14 protein-coding genes are annotated in these 17,851 nt (G+C 37.8%); 1 reads left to right on the top strand and 13 read right to left on the bottom strand.

Translation table 11 applies throughout. From position 1 onward, the window contains the following. Positions 1-7: 7 nt before the first annotated feature. From rfbB to A8990_RS06770, 13 genes are all read right to left on the bottom strand, one after another. Positions 8-997: a dTDP-glucose 4,6-dehydratase gene (rfbB, locus tag A8990_RS06830; RefSeq protein ID WP_116188275.1), complete on the bottom strand. Its 990-nt coding sequence runs from the start codon at positions 995-997 to the stop codon at positions 8-10. Further along, positions 994-1,560 (bottom strand): dTDP-4-dehydrorhamnose 3,5-epimerase, encoded by a 567-nt coding sequence (rfbC, locus tag A8990_RS06825; RefSeq protein ID WP_116188407.1) that lies wholly within the window; start codon positions 1,558-1,560, stop codon positions 994-996. Before rfbC ends, rfbB begins: the two co-directional genes overlap by 4 nt. A gap of 18 nt (positions 1,561-1,578) precedes the next feature. Next, entirely contained in the window at positions 1,579-2,322 is a 744-nt protein-coding gene (locus tag A8990_RS06820; RefSeq protein WP_116188274.1) for a sugar phosphate nucleotidyltransferase, read from the bottom strand. Between the two features lie 15 nt (positions 2,323-2,337). After that, positions 2,338-5,226 (bottom strand): glycosyltransferase, encoded by a 2,889-nt coding sequence (locus A8990_RS06815; protein WP_116188273.1) that lies wholly within the window; start codon positions 5,224-5,226, stop codon positions 2,338-2,340. 14 nt (positions 5,227-5,240) lie between these two features. Beyond that, positions 5,241-5,540, bottom strand: coding sequence for a hypothetical protein (locus A8990_RS06810; protein ID WP_116188272.1), 300 nt, complete (start codon positions 5,538-5,540; stop codon positions 5,241-5,243). A 67-nt stretch (positions 5,541-5,607) separates the two neighbouring features. After that, a complete protein-coding gene (locus A8990_RS06805; protein ID WP_116188271.1) occupies positions 5,608-7,209 on the bottom strand; it encodes a hypothetical protein in 1,602 nt (533 codons plus the stop codon). A gap of 31 nt (positions 7,210-7,240) precedes the next feature. After that, positions 7,241-9,202 carry a glycosyltransferase gene (locus tag A8990_RS06800; protein ID WP_116188270.1) on the bottom strand — a complete coding sequence of 654 codons (1,962 nt, stop codon included), beginning with the start codon at positions 9,200-9,202 and terminating at the stop codon, positions 7,241-7,243. Positions 9,203-9,225: 23 nt separating this feature from the next. Continuing rightward, positions 9,226-11,343 carry a glycosyltransferase family protein gene (locus A8990_RS06795; protein WP_116188269.1) on the bottom strand — a complete coding sequence of 706 codons (2,118 nt, stop codon included), beginning with the start codon at positions 11,341-11,343 and terminating at the stop codon, positions 9,226-9,228. Next, positions 11,336-12,592 carry an FkbM family methyltransferase gene (locus A8990_RS06790; RefSeq protein ID WP_245995885.1) on the bottom strand — a complete coding sequence of 419 codons (1,257 nt, stop codon included), beginning with the start codon at positions 12,590-12,592 and terminating at the stop codon, positions 11,336-11,338. Before A8990_RS06790 ends, A8990_RS06795 begins: the two co-directional genes overlap by 8 nt. Before the next feature lie 11 nt (positions 12,593-12,603). Then, on the bottom strand, positions 12,604-13,920 hold the full coding sequence (locus A8990_RS06785; protein ID WP_116188267.1) for a nucleotide sugar dehydrogenase: 1,317 nt from the start codon (positions 13,918-13,920) through the stop codon (positions 12,604-12,606). Between the two features lie 25 nt (positions 13,921-13,945). Next, positions 13,946-15,010 carry a glycosyltransferase gene (locus A8990_RS06780; RefSeq protein ID WP_116188266.1) on the bottom strand — a complete coding sequence of 355 codons (1,065 nt, stop codon included), beginning with the start codon at positions 15,008-15,010 and terminating at the stop codon, positions 13,946-13,948. A 31-nt stretch (positions 15,011-15,041) separates the two neighbouring features. After that, complete coding sequence (locus A8990_RS06775; protein ID WP_116188265.1) at positions 15,042-15,776, bottom strand: ABC transporter ATP-binding protein; 735 nt, start codon at positions 15,774-15,776, stop codon at positions 15,042-15,044. Between the two features lie 17 nt (positions 15,777-15,793). Continuing rightward, the gene (locus tag A8990_RS06770; protein WP_116188406.1) at positions 15,794-16,570 is read right to left on the bottom strand and encodes an ABC transporter permease; all 777 of its coding nucleotides are present in this window, start codon (positions 16,568-16,570) and stop codon (positions 15,794-15,796) included. Positions 16,571-16,683: 113 nt separating this feature from the next. Here A8990_RS06770 and A8990_RS06765 point away from each other — a divergent pair, with 113 nt between their 5' ends. Further along, positions 16,684-17,607 carry a glycosyltransferase family 2 protein gene (locus tag A8990_RS06765; RefSeq protein ID WP_116188264.1) on the top strand — a complete coding sequence of 308 codons (924 nt, stop codon included), beginning with the start codon at positions 16,684-16,686 and terminating at the stop codon, positions 17,605-17,607. Positions 17,608-17,851: the final 244 nt, after the last annotated feature.

The following is a 17,851-nucleotide window of genomic DNA, read 5'->3' as shown; positions in this document are numbered from 1 at the left end:
TTCGCGGTCATGAGCGATCACCTAAATAAGCACCGGATTGAACCCTGTTCAACCATTCCTGATTGTTCAAATACCACTCAATCGTCAACTTAATGCCGGATTCATAGTCATATTTCGGCATCCACCCCAGCTCGGAGCGGATCTTCTCTGCATCAATCGCATATCTGCGGTCATGTCCGAGACGATCTTCCACAAACGAAATGAGCGATTCCGGTTTGCCGAGCTCCGCCAGTATTCTTCTAACGACTTGAATATTGCTGCGTTCGTTGTTGCCTCCTACATTATATACTTCCCCAGGCTCTCCGCCATGAAGGACAAGATCAATCGCGCTACAGTGATCTTCAACATAGAGCCAATCTCTCACGTTAAGGCCATCCCCATAAACGGGCAGCGGTTTGTCTTCAAGCGCATTCTGAATCATAAGCGGGATCAGTTTCTCCGGGAATTGGTACGGCCCGTAGTTGTTGGAGCAGCGGGTTATATTCACGTTCATCCCGTACGTTTCATAATACGCGCGAACAAGCAGGTCCGCGCCGGCCTTACTTGCAGAATACGGACTGTTCGGAGCAAGCGACGTACTCTCAGAGAACAATCCCGTAGCTCCAAGAGTTCCATACACTTCATCTGTGGATACTTGAACATACTTCTTTACACCATACTGCTTAGCCAGACTAAGCAGCGTCTGCGTCCCTAATACATTGGTACGAACAAACAGATCCGGATGCAAGATGCTCCTATCTACATGCGACTCCGCTGCAAAGTTAATTACAGCATCAATCCCCTCTGCAAATAAGGCTTCCACAGCTTTATTGTCCGCAATGTCTGCTTTAACGAAGCGGTAATTGGGCAGGTTAGCTACAGTACTTAGATTGTCGAGGTTACCGGCATACGTGAGTGCATCGACATTGGTTATCGAATAGTCTGGATGCTCCCTCGCCATGTAATCAATGAAATTACTGCCGATAAACCCAGCTCCGCCAGTCACGATGATGTTCATTTCGTTTCACCCTCAAATAAGAAGTTTCTTTCAGCCTGAGAAAGAGAAGGATGCTGCCGATCTTTATCTGACAAGATTGGGTTCGTGACGGGCCAATCAATACGAAGCGTCTGATCGTCCCATGCGATTCCACGGTCATGTTCCGCTGAATAAAACTCATCCACCTTGTACTGAACCTCGCAATCGGGCACTAACGTACAAAATCCATGAGCAAACCCTTTTGGAACGAGCAGTTGTCTAAAGTTTGATGCCGAAAGAATAAATCCCTGCCATTGTCCGTAAGTCGGGGAGCCTTGACGTATATCCACGACCACATCATAGATAGCTCCACGCGTGCAGCGAACTAGTTTCGTCTGTGCTTTAGGTGCTAATTGATAATGCAGTCCTCTAAGGACCCCTTCCTCGCGTGACAACGAATGATTGTCTTGGACAAATGAATAATCAAGGCCGGCTGCTTTAAACTTATGCTCATTGTACGTTTCCGTGAAAAATCCCCGGTTATCACTGAAAACTACTGGTTCAATCAGTCTGACGCCAGGTAGAGAAGTTTCTGATACTTTAATCACCTATCGCCTCCAGCATCATAGTTTTAACTCTCCGAATTCCGATCCTAGAAATATATCCTTGGCAAACTCATTCGCACGCGCCAAAGAAGCGTGTGTTCCTGCGTCTGTCCACCAACCTTCTAGAACATCATATGTTAACTCATTCGATTTGATATAGGCATTGTTGACATCCGTAATTTCCAATTCCCCACGACCGGATGGTTTGAGCGTACGTATGATATCAAATACCCGGCTATCATACATATAAACACCGGTTACGGCATAGCTGCTTTTTGGTGATTTCGGCTTTTCATCAATAGAAACAATTTTGCCTTCCGCAAGTTCAGGCACCCCGTAACGCTGGGGATCCGGAACCTGTTGGATGAAGATTTTGGCACCTGACTGCTGCTCATGAAATGACGATACGAAAGGAACGATGCTATCCTCAAATACATTATCACCAAGAATGATGACGACTTGCTCTCCGTTCGCGAAATTCTCCGCCAATCCAAGAGCCTGAGCGATCCCCCCGGCTTCATCTTGGACCTTATAAGTGAAGCTCAGACCGTAATCATTACCGCTGCCAAGTAGGCTTACTACATCTCCCATATGCTCCTTGCCGGTTACGATAAGGATATCTGTAATGCTTGCTTGCTTTAACTTCGCTATGGCATGATAGATCATCGGATACTTTCCCACGGGGAGTAGATGCTTATTGGTTATTTTCGTGAGTGGCATAAGACGCGAGCCTGTCCCACCGGCTAGTATAATTCCTTTCAAAGCAGCCACTCCTTCCTATTGAATAAGCTCGATTTCTCTACTAATTGTGCTTCGAATGCCACTCTGCTGTCTAACTCGCTCGGCTGCATGAGTCGATAATCTCTCAAAAAGCTCCGGATCAACATATAACTTCTTAATACTTTCAGCAAGTTCCATATAATCCTCCGGTTCTACGAGAAAACCGCAATCGCTATCAACGAATTCCGGTATTGCAGCGACCGCATTAGTAACGGGTACCAATCCCGAAGACATCGCTTCATCCCTTGATACACCTTGGGTGTCCATTCGACTTGGTACTAAGAAGATTCCGTAGTCCTTGTGAAGGTCAGCAATTTCCTCTAGCCTCAAGAATCGTTCCTCAATGACCACATTTTTGTACTTTCTGACCTTTTTTACCGTCTCCTTAAACAAGTCGCCTTTACCTACGATTCTAAACTCAAGCTCCTTGAAAAAAGGCTCTTTGGCCAATACCTGTATCGCTTGGACTGCTAGATCATTCGCATAATTGTGATTCGCAAAGGGCCTGATGGTCAGAATCTTTTTCCTTAACTCTGCATCCTTTTGGCGATAATTAAATAATTGATTGTTAATATAATTATGAATGATGCTGTATTTCTCACCCGGGAGGGTGATTCCCGTATCCTCAAACGCTCCTTGAGCTAAATAATTGGAAACAAAGACGAACTGAATGTTGTACTCCGATGATTCACTGATGGCCAGTTGAAAGATCTCTCTCCAGAACCTGATACGTTTGTCCGATTGCGCTTCGGCTTGCTCCATCTCCTGCCGAGTGGAATAGTTATGCTTCCTTCTCCACCAGGACTGGATTTCTGAACCATGAACCCAAATGATAATCTTCTTCCCTCTTGCCGCATTTTTGATGCCATCCCAAATCGTTTCATTCAAAAAGTGAAGAAGAACGGTGTCATAGCCGCCGTAATGCAAAACATCGTTTACTTCCTCATAGAATCCACTCGTAATATCAATTCCATAAAATTCAGAATACCCTTTAGAGAATCGTTCGCTGCACTTAAATATATCTACAATATGCCCCATTCTTTTATACTCTACTACTCGGGTATGGATAAATGCATAGCGGTATAGATCCTCATATTCCGGGTAATCGTCAACGATTAATAATGCTTTGGATTTGCTTAAATGAGAACCGCTATCCGGCTTTATTCGATTAGCATGCCGCTCCACAACACCCATGCTTATACCCATATCCGGCAATACCATATCGTCAACGACTTCAAGTGACTCACCAGAGAAATTCATACAGTAGTTGTATTCATTAATTGAGATGGATGGTCTGGTAACGACTCCATCGTTAATTTCATCCAGATACTCTTCAATCTCTTTATCCGTAAATTGTGTCGATTGAATGAGGGATCTCCTAATATGGGGACCATTCACCACTCGATACGTCTGTCCTTCATTTACTTTATTTATCGAGCCATCAACTTTTTCAAAGAAAGTAGCCTTGCTTATGACAGGTAACTCGGAATATTCCAGTGCCTGCATGAGATCATATATATAATTCGGACCGTAATAATCATCATTCGAGAAGAAGGCCAGGTAATTGCTTTGTTCCTTAAAGCAATTCATGTTCTCCTCAGTTAACCTATTGCTAATCATTATTTCCTCGAAATAAGACTTCATGCCAGTTTCCGAGAGAATAAAGAGATTCTTATGCTCATATTTCTGACGCTTGAATTGGTTCATGATTCGCTTGATCTGCTCGTCAGTATCCGCTTTAGCAAGGATAACAACTTGTTTCGGCACTTCCGATAGTTTACCGAAAACCTTCTCTGCGATATAAGATAAACGGTGTCGATAGGTATGTTCTGCTATTATTTTTCTTAAGCCTAGAAGTCTATACTTTGAGTAATACTCCTCATTATCGAATCTCCGAAGCTCATCTTGTAGACGTTTACTATCATCCGTGCATATTACGAGATCACCTAATAAATTACGGATCGCCCTTGAATAATTGCTAACCGTCACTGTATTAGAAGCTAACAGTTCAAATACACGGCGAGCACACATGCTTTGCGATTGCTTGACCGTGTTCATATTAATATTGAACTTGTAACCCTTATAGGCTTTGCTGATTTCTCCAGCTTTCAAATTCCCTAGGATATAACGTTTATATTTTCTAGGGAATTTGTAATTGGAATCCTTGTTATAATAGTTCCGATCATAGATATCTACTTGATGCTCGGCAGCGATTATGTCGACGAAGGCTTCAAGATCCTTTGTTCGTGTCTTATATTTCTTATAGTAGGCACCAGCAAAACAGAATCTATTCTTTCTTGTAAAAGTCTCTAATGGATTATGATGCTTTGTTTGAGCGGCAAACGGTAATAAAAATACCTGATTGTGCCCTAGTTTTGATTTATATGCATCAATACAGTCTATATCTGTCGTGAATACAAAATCAACGTATTGTGCAACACCAATAAAAGTGTCAAAAAAGACAGGGTCTTCCTTGTTCCAAAATACAACCGGAATATTCGTTTTCTTGCAATAACTCAAAACCTCAATCAATTCATCACTAAAATAAGCAATCTTTGTCTTCCATAACCCATCCCCCCCGCTCCAGGCGGACTCTAAAAAAAACATGTCAGGCTGGTATTGCTGGATCTCTTGCCGCCAATTATGAGGCGAAACCTGAAATAAATTACATTCCGGTTCAAAGGACTGGTACGTGAAATCATCCATAATGCATGCAATCTTTAGTTCGCACAGATGGGATACCCGTCGGTTGAACCTCATTCTTTCTGTAGGCGTATCTTGAAACACATCATTATTCTCATTATGCTCCAGATTTATTTCCTTGAAAATCTGGGTTCGAAGTCGATAAATCTCCTCTAACTTACGTTCGATGTCACTTAAATTCATTGCACTACTCCATTTCAAAAGTCCTGCGGGATTCTTTTCCTGAACTTCCAGTAGAGAAGCGTAAGTTTTCCTAATTTCGACTTACTTAGTAATTCATACTTTTTTGAAATATTTACGTACTTAGCCTCTAAGCGATTATATTCATGCTTAAACCCCTTGTAGTTCTCCAACAATTCTTCTTCGCTAGCAAGTCGCGCTAAAATTTCATTATTTTTGCTTTGTATTATTTTTTCAAGTTCATTAATTTTGTTTTGAGATACGGGATTTCTGCTAGAATTAAGAGTATTATGATTTAAATATTCATTTAAATTCATACTCACTCACCTTTTTAAAAAGTTCTGCATTTCCAATTAGTTTGCAAAAAACTGCAAACCAATCTCTTTATGCGATATATCCTAACTTTTTCGCCAACCTTATCGCCATTTTTCTTGAAGCGATGTCTTCATTCGGTGGAAGCTTGGCGTTCTCATCGTCAAGACCAAAGCTATTGCTGCTTAAAAACTTCATTTTTTGATAAATCAATTCGCCAATTGCCGTGTTTTTTTCTTTATAGAGTTCTACTATTGATTCTTGAACTAATAACAAATCCATTAGCGTGACATATATATAGTCCGTCTCACTGAAACAGAGTTCCTCATTCTGATAAGAAACCTTGTAGTACAAATCACTGTTCTCTTTAATCCATTGTTTTTTTGTACTTTCCACTGCCTTTAATAAGGATAATGAAACTCTCTCATAATTTACATTTTTCGTTAATTTAAATTTATTCAATAAATAATTTAGAATCCCCAGTTGATGGTTTAAACTAGAATGCGTTGGTTTTGAATCTGATTCCAATGAAAAATAATCAGGAAAAAAATATGCCTCATTGTCAACACTCAATAGCTTCCCATATTGGGAGTAATCAACTAAAAAATCTGCATATGCTAAGTGATAATTTTGCAATTCCTCAAACGAAAACAAGGACTTATTATCTTCAATTGTAAGAGATATAGTTTCGTTTAATCTTGTATCAATATATGGTGATGTAATGGCATAATCTTTCTTCAACCATGTCGAAGTGTAATCGGTCAAAAAAATCCGGTCTATAGATGGTCTATATCCGAATAATTGAATAATTGCATTGTACATAAAATTATAAAAGAACCTATCTCCTGTTTTCTGATAATACCGAAGCATTTCCTTTTTTGACATATGATGAAGACTAATTCCATACGCATCCTGATCAAATGGTTCAATAGAATAAGGGAGCTTGGTAAATAAGCCTTGTGGAGTTACCCACATATTGAACCTAACATCATTATTCTCAATTGAAGTCATGTAATCTGAAAAATATGCTTTCAAACTTTCACTTGAATTAAACAAGGCCTTTTCACTAATGAGAAAAAACTGATCTGCTTTCTTCCCTGAGGCAATAGTCACAACGAATTCAAGATGAATTGATGACTGCTTCTTAGTGAGGCTAACTCCGTCTTTTTCTTCATGCAGCTTTCTTGTGATGCTTTTCTTATGATCTTTATAATTTAGGTTATTATCAGAAAAAACCATACATTTTGAAATAAATATTGAGCCCACATTAGTGGATACATATTTACTTGGGGTCGATAATTTATTCTGTCCATAACGGGGACTGAACGCCGGCTCTTTGTATCCCTCATTTAAGTCATACACTTCTGATTCACTTATATTATTTAAAACAAGGGAGAATTTTAAGACTTGGTTCTTTTCCGTATGATTAGTAACATTAAGAAAGATAAACTCATCGCCATTTTCCACTGATCGCTGAGTTATCTCAAGTTTGAAGCGCTCGCCTACATCAGAAAAAAACAATAATCGATCTACATGACAATTCAATATCTTCTTTTCGGTGAGCCCTCCAGAGATCGATTCCGAAACTTCTATAAAATATTTCAAATTTCTATGGATATCACCGGAGTAAACCTTATACCGATCTACTATTAAAGGCAATTCAATCGTCTTCATAGAACTCTTCCTTTTCAGCGAAATTCCAATATTAATTTCTTTGTAAAAAACCTTTTTGAATAAGTAGTTCGAACTTCTCAACCACTTCAGGAATATCATAAGTCGTCCGAATAAACTGCTTGCCCCGTTGACTTAAATCATTAAACTTTTCCGTATTCTCCAAGTCTTTTATAGCTTCTACGATTTCATCAACACTTCCCAAAGTAAACTCATCCGGATATATGTATTCCACTCCAGGCCATTTCAGTAGAAGACCAATAGCCCCTGAGGCCATACCCTCTCCCGGTGCCAGATGGAAGCTCTCATGTTTACTTAGCGATAGTATAAACCCAATCTCTCTTAGGTACTCCGCACTGTCTTGCCATCCAACGAACTTCACAGCACCTTTAAGCATTTTATTTTCATCTATTTTTTTATAAATTCCCTCGTAATAAGAGCGCTCCTCTTCAATCTTCCACAACCATTTTACATCCTCGGGCTTTGACCCAATTACATGCAGCTGGTACCTGTCATCGTTCTCCAACAGTTTCCCAAGTATTTCCACAGCCAAATCTAAACCCTTTTGGGAAGGTAGCGCCCCAATTATAGCAATATTATGAGAGAAACCTTCCTTTTTCTGATTATCAAAACGATCGCAGTCCACATAATTTGGAATTAGTCTGACTTTTTCACGAGGCAATTTAAATGTTTGAATAAACAACTCGTAATAGTACATACCAACAGCAATGAACGAATCAACATTATCAATGTTTACACGTTTTCCATATTGCCGCGTTGACTCGAAACCATGCATTCTTACAAATAAGAGTTGGTTGGGACGCTTATGATTCGAGTACCATTCGGCATTCCCCAATAACCATTCACAGATGATTATATCTGCCCACTTTAGTAATTCCTTACTTCTGACTTCATCGTGAATTTCATGACCTTTCCATTCATCGATTTCCACTTCATACTTTTGCTTTAAATGTGGAATTAATGGCTTAATAAATTTCAAATCATAACCATTAATCAGTATTCTTTTTTTTGTATTTTGAACAAACAAATCGTAATCACCATCAAGTATGTTAGCTGTAATTTCATTTAGTCGCTCATTTAAATTCATGACAGAAAGAATCGATTTGTTCTCTTTGAGAAAACTTCTTAACTTATTAAAATCCTCCGGTGGTATCAACCCATTCGAAAAGTTTAGAATACTTTCCAGAGCTGATCTTAGACCAACATGCAATCTTAGACTAAAATAATCTAGACCGATGTTCTTCAGAATACTTCTAGTTTCATTCCACACAAATAAATGATCATTGAGCTCCCTTGAGCCATAACTTTGAGTGGATGAAACATTAGTCACTTCATCTCGCTTAACATATTCATAAACACATTCGTCAATATATTTAATACGGTCTGTGTTTGCATAACATTTACCGAAAAAGAGTGTGTCTTCTCCCATTCGAATGGACTCACTGAAAGTAATATCATTCTCAATAAGATACTTTTTATTAAAAATCCCATCGATTGTTGTACTTTGTTTAGAAATGAGATTTTTCACGAGTTCCTGAATAGATACTGCATAATCCTTCTTGGCTAGACGATTAGAATATCTTGATTCATTGTGACTTTTAACGATTTTCAAATAACCTCTCACAATGTCATAGTTATATCTACTTGCCTCGGAGTAAAGTAGATGGCATGAATTTTCCAATAACCTATCATCCGAATCCAAAAATATAATATAATCAGCACTCGCAGCACGCACACCAATGTTTCTAGGTCTGGATGGACTACCTGAATTTTGATCCAGTTGAATAAGCTTGAAATTTGGATAGCATTCACAATAATTTCGAATAATTTCTGCAGACTTGTCTTTAGAGCAATCGTCGACAAAAATAGCTTCAATATTCTGAGTATCCATTGTTTGATTCAAAATTGAATTGATAGCTTTACTTATTTTCTTCTGAGCATTATATACCGGTATTATAATGCTGACTTTATACATTTACCTGCACACCCACTTCATTGTTATATAGTTACTCTTACAATGTTGTCTTTATTTTTCATTTTAGGTGAAAGAATATTATATGGATCACAGTTAAATACTCTAAATCCCACTTCAAATAACTCATCTACAATGCTGTCTTCATCTTGATTGAATTCAAATGCAACCAGAGACCTTATTGGCAGGACAGCAGAGAACATTGATCCCCCATTAGTAAACCGATATGGTTTTTCCGCAGGATTTTTCACCACAATCGTATATTCATCAACATATTTATATGCTAATAACAAATCTACTAGATAATTATTTCCATAATAGTAATCCTGGCTCATAAAGGCCACATACTCTGAATCAATAAAATCTATAAATCGTTTGTTGTAGTTGTTAATCATATGAATATCTATTATTTGTATTGTGCTGCTTCCATACTTAGATAACCATTCCGCAGTCTCAAGCGGACTATTTTCTTGATTAATAATTAACAACTTCTTATTTCCGTAATTTTGATTCTCAAATACATCAATCGATTGAATTAACTCTTGCTCATTATTCACGAACATGACTACATAAACCTTATTCTGTTGTTTTTCAACCGTTATCCCAATCTTATTAAATACATCAATCAGTCTATCTTCGTATGTGTGGTTTCTCAATACAAACCTTAATGCTCTCAAACGTTGTTTTTCATAATCAGAGATAACCGCTTGTTTTAGGACATCTCGGCCCTGAACTTCGGTATCACTGTTTAGCAAGTATAGTAAGTCACCAAAATGTTTGTCCAAACCAGCAGAGTAATTACTAATAACTAACGTGTTTGATGCCATTAACTCAAATACCCTGCGAGCAAACATTGTTGTTGATTGTGTTTCAGTATTAATATTAATGGAAAATTTCGAGCCCTTGTATGCCTTGTCTAGTTGCGTATACGGCAACCTTGGTCGGACAAACGTACTAAATTCTTCTGGGAATTTATGATTCACATCGTCATTTTGGGACTGTCTGTTATAGATCACCAACTTATTTTCACTTACTTCATTTATCAATCTAAACATCTTATCCATAACTTCACATCGACTCGGATGCTGTCTATAATAACTCCCCGCAAAAATGAACTCATCTGTGCGATTGCATGTTTCGATTGGATTAAACTGTCGCGGTTGAACAGCAAACATTAATGAATATACGTCTTTATGCTGATGTTCACTTTTATAGCGATCCACACACTCTTCCGCAGTTGTGAATATATAGTCAAACTTTTTGGCAGTATCTACGAAATTATGTACTCGATCATCATAATGCGACGGATCTTCCTTGTTCCAAAATACTGTTTTAATTCCATTATCCTTGCAGTACTGAATGATTTGTAACAATTCATTTCTATTCTCAGTTTTAAAATTGACACTACTGTATACTTTGCCTTTCCACTCACGCTTATCTGAATCCTTGCCACTCCATGCTGACTCACAAAAAAATACGTCCGGCTTGTTTAACTGCATCATCTGCAGCCAATTATCCGGACTTAAATAGATGGCTTGACACTCATGTCGCAAACTTTCATAAGTAAATTCGTCGACGACCATTGCTACTCTTACTTCTCTGGCAGTCTTGATCTGCCTTTCATCCGAAATCATGGTTTCACTCGTTTTGGTACCACCAATAAAATTATAAACAATCGGCTCAAGTTTAATAGAAGACAAGACAAATCTTCCATTCCCTTGAATACGAAGAGCTATTCTAATATCCTGTTCGTTATGAATTGGAATTTCCAAGTTAGAATTAAGCGAAACAGAATAGACGTTTTTTTTCTCTTGATTAAGATAGGTAATTACAACGAGTCGAATATCACAATCACCGTTCACTTCTCCAGTAAAATGAACGTTAAGCTTCTTATATATGAATAAACTTTTTAGAACTGATTTCTTCGGCGTTAAATTGAAACTATTATTTAGTTCCAAGTAAGACAAATAACAATGATCAACGTTGTCTTCTATAACAACCTCACTGTCATTCAATTTAACGTGAGCAGGAGCGAACCAATCCGCTTGGTTATATTTGATATCCTTTAGCTCTACCTCACTTCTAAGCCTCAGCTCTTTTTGCTTCAACTCGTGGAGCCTTGCGTTGATGCGATTATTATCCAATGGAATCCCTCTTTTGCTTTAGCCTTTTTGCGAATTTCCACAGTTTAACTGCCACTTTGCCAGGCAGCGTATTTCTCAAGCGCATATACCTAGCTTCAATTAATTGATAGTGCTGCTTTAGAGAGATCAGTTCGAGCAATGCTTTTCTCTCTGCATCTATGTGCTGTAACAATTGCATTTGAATATCTTTCTTCTCATTTTCATACATGAGGCTAGTATTAATAAGTCTAAATTGAAGTGCTCCGACACTGGTTTTCAAATCTGCGGTATTCTTGAGCATGACTTGCTTCTCTGTCTCATAACTGTGGGTTAATTCTTGAGTTTCATTTTTCAAATCAACGAGAGTCTTAGTTAGTTTATCAATATCAATATCTAAATCTTTCTTTTCTTGTTCTAAATGACTGTACCTCAATTGCAAGTTTTCGAAATCATTCTGAATTCGATTTATTTGAATTAAACACTCTGATTTCTCTTGCTCTTTAACTTTAACTTTTTCCTTTTCTGCATTTAACCATTTATTTAAATTCCATTTATCAAGAATTGCATGATTATACTCAGGGACAATGTTCGCTCTAAACGTACTCATTGTTTCAACCTGCTCCGCCTGATCTTTGCACTTTAAATAGATATGATTGAAGTGGTGCTTATCAACTAATTCATATTGCAGTTGATTTAAAACCAGATGAACATCGCTAAAATTCTCGTTAATTTCTATCCAGATTACGGGAGATGATTCAGTCAGCAATCTTGACATGCCGTTCAGCACATCTAACTCCGAGCCTTCCACATCGATTTTCACAAAATCTGGGGCGTCTAATTTTATCTCGTCAATGGAAACAACCTTTACCGCCCCTTCAGAATTTTCTACTAACCTGCACTCACCCATATTGTTCGTATTCCGAGTTAGATCTGCTTTTTTTGCAGCACTACCTGCAGCTGCTTGAAAGACTTCAACGTTTTGAAGATTATTATTTTTAATATTAAGTTCCAGTAAAGCTACATTTTCAGCAGCCGGCTCAAATGCATAGATTTTTTTAGCATGATAATGTTTATGAAAATAAATAGTATGATTGCCGATATTCGAACCAATGTCATATACAACCGGGTTTTCTGGCACATAACGAGAGAATTTGCGTAATTCATTAATTTCATAATACTGTTTGGAATTGTTTAATACTGTTGAAATATACTCATTATCATGCCCTATTATTATGGAACCATCTTCTAGTTCAATTCTTGGATTACTCATTACTTTCAAAGTCACTTCACCTCTTGCAACGTATTGCCTTGTCCAGATAATACCAGGTCCACAAGTTCACTTGAGTTAAACCTCGATGCGTTTCCGTAGTTAATTACTTTCAGACCTGACCTTTCTTGTTGCTTCACAATATTTTTTGTATCGAGCAAAATCGGCGTTCTCATTTTTTGGGCTAATATCTTATGATCTAATGTTTTAAACTCCGAATGATCCGTTAGTACAAGAATTAAATCTGCTCCTTGTACCGCTTCATCTATCTCAACGAAATCATTATGCTCTACATGTGGATCATAGATTGCGAGTCTATACCCCTCTGCTTTTAACAACTCTATTACTTTCAATGCTGGCGATTCTCTCATATCGTCTACATCACCTTTATAGGTTACACCAAATACAGCGATTAGTTGATTATTCATATTAACAAACATATTGCGAATTAATTGGACGACAAACTGAGGCATACTGTCGTTTGTTTCTCTTGCCATTTTAATAATATTTGCATTCTCTGGTGATTTCTCATAAATAAAGTAAGGATCAACAGCCAAACAATGACCACCAACGCCTGGACCAGGACTATGAATATTAACCCGAGGATGTTTATTCGCCATCTGAATAACATCTAATACATTAATGTCCAAATCGTAGCAAATCCTGGATAACTCATTAGCTAATGCAATGTTTACATCTCTGTATGTATTTTCCATACATTTAGACATCTCTGCTGTCTTAGCCTCTGTTTTAATAATCTCACCTTTAACGAACAGAGAGTACACTTTAGCTGCAGCTTCTGTGCACCTTTCAGTCACTCCGCCAACAATGCGGTTATTATAAATGAGCTCCTTCAAGATCTGCCCAGGCAATACTCTTTCAGGGCAATGAGCTAAATAAATATCTTGACCAATTATGAAGCCTTCACCCTCGAATAGCGGCTTAATATAATCATCCATAGAACGTGGAGCAATAGTGGACTCTACAATTACAGTGGTACCATCTTTAAGATATGGAATAATAGATCGACAAGCAGCTAATACATACGAAAGATCGCAGCTCATATATTGATCATCGTTATTAGGTGTCGGTACGGCTACGATATACACATCAGCAGATTCGGGCCGAAGCGCCGCTTTGAAATTGCCATTCCCCACTGCAGACATCATTAATTCTGCTAAACCAGGCTCTTCAATATGTATATCACCTCTATTCAACACCTCTACCACTTCAGGTTTTACATCAACACCTACTACTTGGCAGCCATAACTAGAAAACATTGCAGCTGTTGGCAACCCGATATAACCTAGACCAATTACACAGATTTTCATCTTGACACACCTCTGTTGTTTATTTTCACTTCTGATTGATCAGTTCGTTTAAAAAGGAATCATACTTTTCTACTCTATTTTCCCATTGATTCTCTATCATAAAAGTATAGTTAATCGAAAAGTCAGACTTTATCCTACTCATTGCATTTACTAACTCCTCGAATTGGTTAAAATCACGATAAAACCCTAAATTATCACATTCAAATTTATCCAATTCCGGCCAATATGTGCTTATAACCGGTTTATTTAATGATAAGTATTCATACATTTTGACAGGATCGACTGTTTTTGTTAGTTCATTTACACTGAATGGTAAAAGCATAATATCACCATAGTGGATATAGTCTATGATTCGACTATGCTCTACAACTCCTACCAGAATCATATTAGGCAATAGGTTCAATTCGACATCAACCGGACCCACAAAATATAACGTATAGTGAGGGTACTTTGCTGCAAACTTATACAAAGTGTCCCAATCTAACCAGTGACTTATCGTTCCAATATAGATCAAATTTGGCCCTTGTAAGGTCAATGATTCAGGAGCTTGACTCAACGTCGTCTTGTCCACAGCATTATGAATCGTATTTATAGTGAGTTCTTTGTTGGGAGATCTATCGTAAATTTCACTTTTCAATTTTCGTGAACTAGTAATTACACCATCGACGAATCCAAGCATTCTTCTTTCCTCTATGAACATCCTCTCTCTCAAATGCCCATTATAGAAATATGGCATATTGTCCATGCATTCATAAATAATGGAGCAATTGGATGCTAATCGTTTGGGAATATACTGAAGCTGCAAAGGGTTCGTTAAAACAATTATATCGTATTGATATACAGATAACTTTTTTTGGAAATACCATATATTAAACCGTTCTATCCATCTGTTTTTTAATGCAAATGGAAGTACATAGGTATCCCTTATCCTCAGACGTCCTTCTGCATGTTTTTGAACTCTCGTCTTTCCAATCGGATTAATTGAAAAATAATCAACCTCATGTCCTTGTACAGATAAATATTGAGCAATAAAATGTGGCCTCTGCTTGATCCATTTCCAATTTACTGTTGAGAAATACAAAATCCTCAATTTCTACCCTCCTCTCACCCTCCCCGTTACATTATTGACTATTTCTGAATTGTTCTACTATTTCTTTTGCAGGACCTATTTTCTTTACATTGCCCTTCTCTAACCAGAGGACACGCTGACATATTGCTTCTACTTGCCCAAGTGAGTGAGAAACAAATAATACAGTCGTCCCATTCTCTGTCATTGTATTAATTTTCTTTTCCGATTTCTCTTTAAACTTAAAGTCTCCAACTGCTAAAACTTCATCAACAATAAGAATCTCAGGCTTCACGATTGTTGCGATTGAAAACCCAAGCCGTGCTTTCATTCCTGATGAGTAGTTCTTCAATGGTGTATGAATAAACTTATCTAACTCAGAAAAATCTACAATCTCATCCAACTTCTCCTTAATAAACTTCTTCGAAAACCCTAGGAGCAATCCATTCAAATAGATGTTTTCAATACCTGTTAATTCACCGTTAAAGCCGGCTCCAAGTTCAATTAACGGAGCCATGCTTCCATGTCGCTCAACCGAACCTAATGTAGGCTTTTGAATACCTGCTATAACCTTTAATAAGGTACTTTTCCCGGCTCCATTCATGCCTATTACACCAAATACTTCGCCCTTCTCCACAGAGAAGCTTACATTTTGCAGCGCAAAGAAGTCCTCATAGCGCATTTCCTTACGAATCTTCTTGATCAAATAGTTTTTAAACGAATCCACCTTTTCGACCGCAAGTCTATACTGCATTGTAACTTCAGAAACCTGGATAGCTATATTGCTCATATTCTCAAATCCTCATCCTATAAATGATAAATGAACTTGTCTTGCGTTTTATAGAATAGACCTAATCCGACTAACCCTACCACAATCATGTATCCAATTAAGATTAAATGCTCGCTTAGTGCTGGTATACTCCCTGTAATCACAATATCCCTAAACATATCAAGTACTAGATACAATGGATTCAAGTTAAGGATAAATTGGTATTTTCTTGGAATAATGGAAGCAGGGTAAAAAATAGGTGTCATATACATAACTACTAAAAGCACGATAGAGTAAAAATGCTTCACATCTTTAAAAAAAACGGTGATTGAAGATAGAATCAACCCTACTCCCGCAGATATTACCAGCAAGTAAATCATCGGAACAATGAACATTAAATTCAACCATCGAAAAGGCACATCGGTAACAGCTATCAGTGTAACAACAGTCACCAAAGAAATGAGAGTCGTTACAAACGAAGAGCTAACACGTGCTAATGGAAAGAAATACTTGGGCACGTAAACCTTTCGCACCAATTGACTGTTAGCGTATATAGAATCCATCGCGAAGCTCGTAGATTCCGCAAAGAATTGATACAATATTCTCCCAGTCAAGACATATAACGGATAATTCGGGGTGTTCGTCTTAAATAACTCCATGAATACTATACTCATTACAATCATCATCAACAACGGATTTAGCATACTCCAGAGTATACCAAGTATTGAATTTCTATATTTCAGCTTTATGTCATGTTTCACTAACTCAAAGAACAGATCTTTATACCTTGTTAAATTCTGAATATATACTTTCATATGCGGCTCCTTCATAACATTCATTTCCTGTTGACTACTCATAATCGACAGATGTGAGTGTTTATGGTACATATATTATAGTTTTAGACTCTATTTATGTTCGAGGTGTTCCTTTGAAGAACTTTACAATTCTCATCTCCACTTATAATGGAGAAAGTTACATAGCAGAACAGCTTGAGAGCATTTTAAGTCAGACATACTCTAATTTGTCCATAATAATCAGAGATGATGGTTCTACCGATAATACGATGAGCATTCTTAAAAGCTATCATTCACGCTACCCAAGCAAAATTTCACTTTATACCGGTGGAAACTTAGGTGTCATCCGAAGTTTTCTATTTCTCCTAAAGCTTGCTGATGCAAGTTCTGATTACTATTGTTTCTGTGATCAAGATGACGTTTGGCTGCCACATAAAGTTGCGTCTGCTCTTACACATCTGGAATCCAATACTCCCGGTGTCCCTGCTATGCATTTCACTGCGACGCAAATGACAACTTCATCTCTTGACCCTATTAAAGTATGGCCGAAGAGCATTTCGAAGCCACCTTCTTTTTTCAACGCACTCATTCAAAACATTGCAGTAGGCGCAACCGTGACACTCAATAAGGAAGCAAGAAATTTATTATGCATGAAGCAGCCCAGTACCGAGTATATCTTGATGCATGACTGGTGGGCGTATTTGTGCATTTCTGCATTTGGCAACGTCCACTTCGACACAAATCCATCTATCCTATACCGCCAGCACTCAAACAATGTTGTAGGTGGAGAACTTTCATTTTGGGACAAAATGAAAAGAAAGTGGAGAAGTTACCAGAAGCATAAAGGAACCCGATTACTGTTTAAGCAAGCTCTAGAATTTCAACGACTATATGGTGAAGAAATCAACCATGAGAAGTCGCGTCAATTAACTCTATTTCTCTCTGAGCGCCGAACTATAATTCAACGCCTTCAGTATTTGGCGCAATCCAAACTGTATCGTCAATCTTTAATTGAACAAATGCTCTTTAAGCTCTTGATCCTAATTGGTTATATTTGAAGGTTACTTACACTGAAAAAGTCTGCGCGTTACCAATACTTTTAGGATTCATTAATCTTTTAAGTTTATTTATCGCGTTGTAATAAATTACCTCCGCTTCTTTTGACGTCCTTACCCCTTACTCCATCAAAATCCTCATACAACCCTCATTACAAACTATCCCCTATGATGGACTATTGAGCTTGCTGGTCTTTATACTGACTAATGAATATTATCTAGTCAACGATTGTCTCCTTAATCGACA

This window comes from Paenibacillus taihuensis, assembly GCF_003386535.1.
Classification (GTDB): Bacteria; Bacillota; Bacilli; order Paenibacillales; family Paenibacillaceae; genus Paenibacillus_Z; species Paenibacillus_Z taihuensis.
Note: the sequence above shows the minus strand (reverse complement) of the source record. Positions and strands in the feature narration are given on the sequence as shown.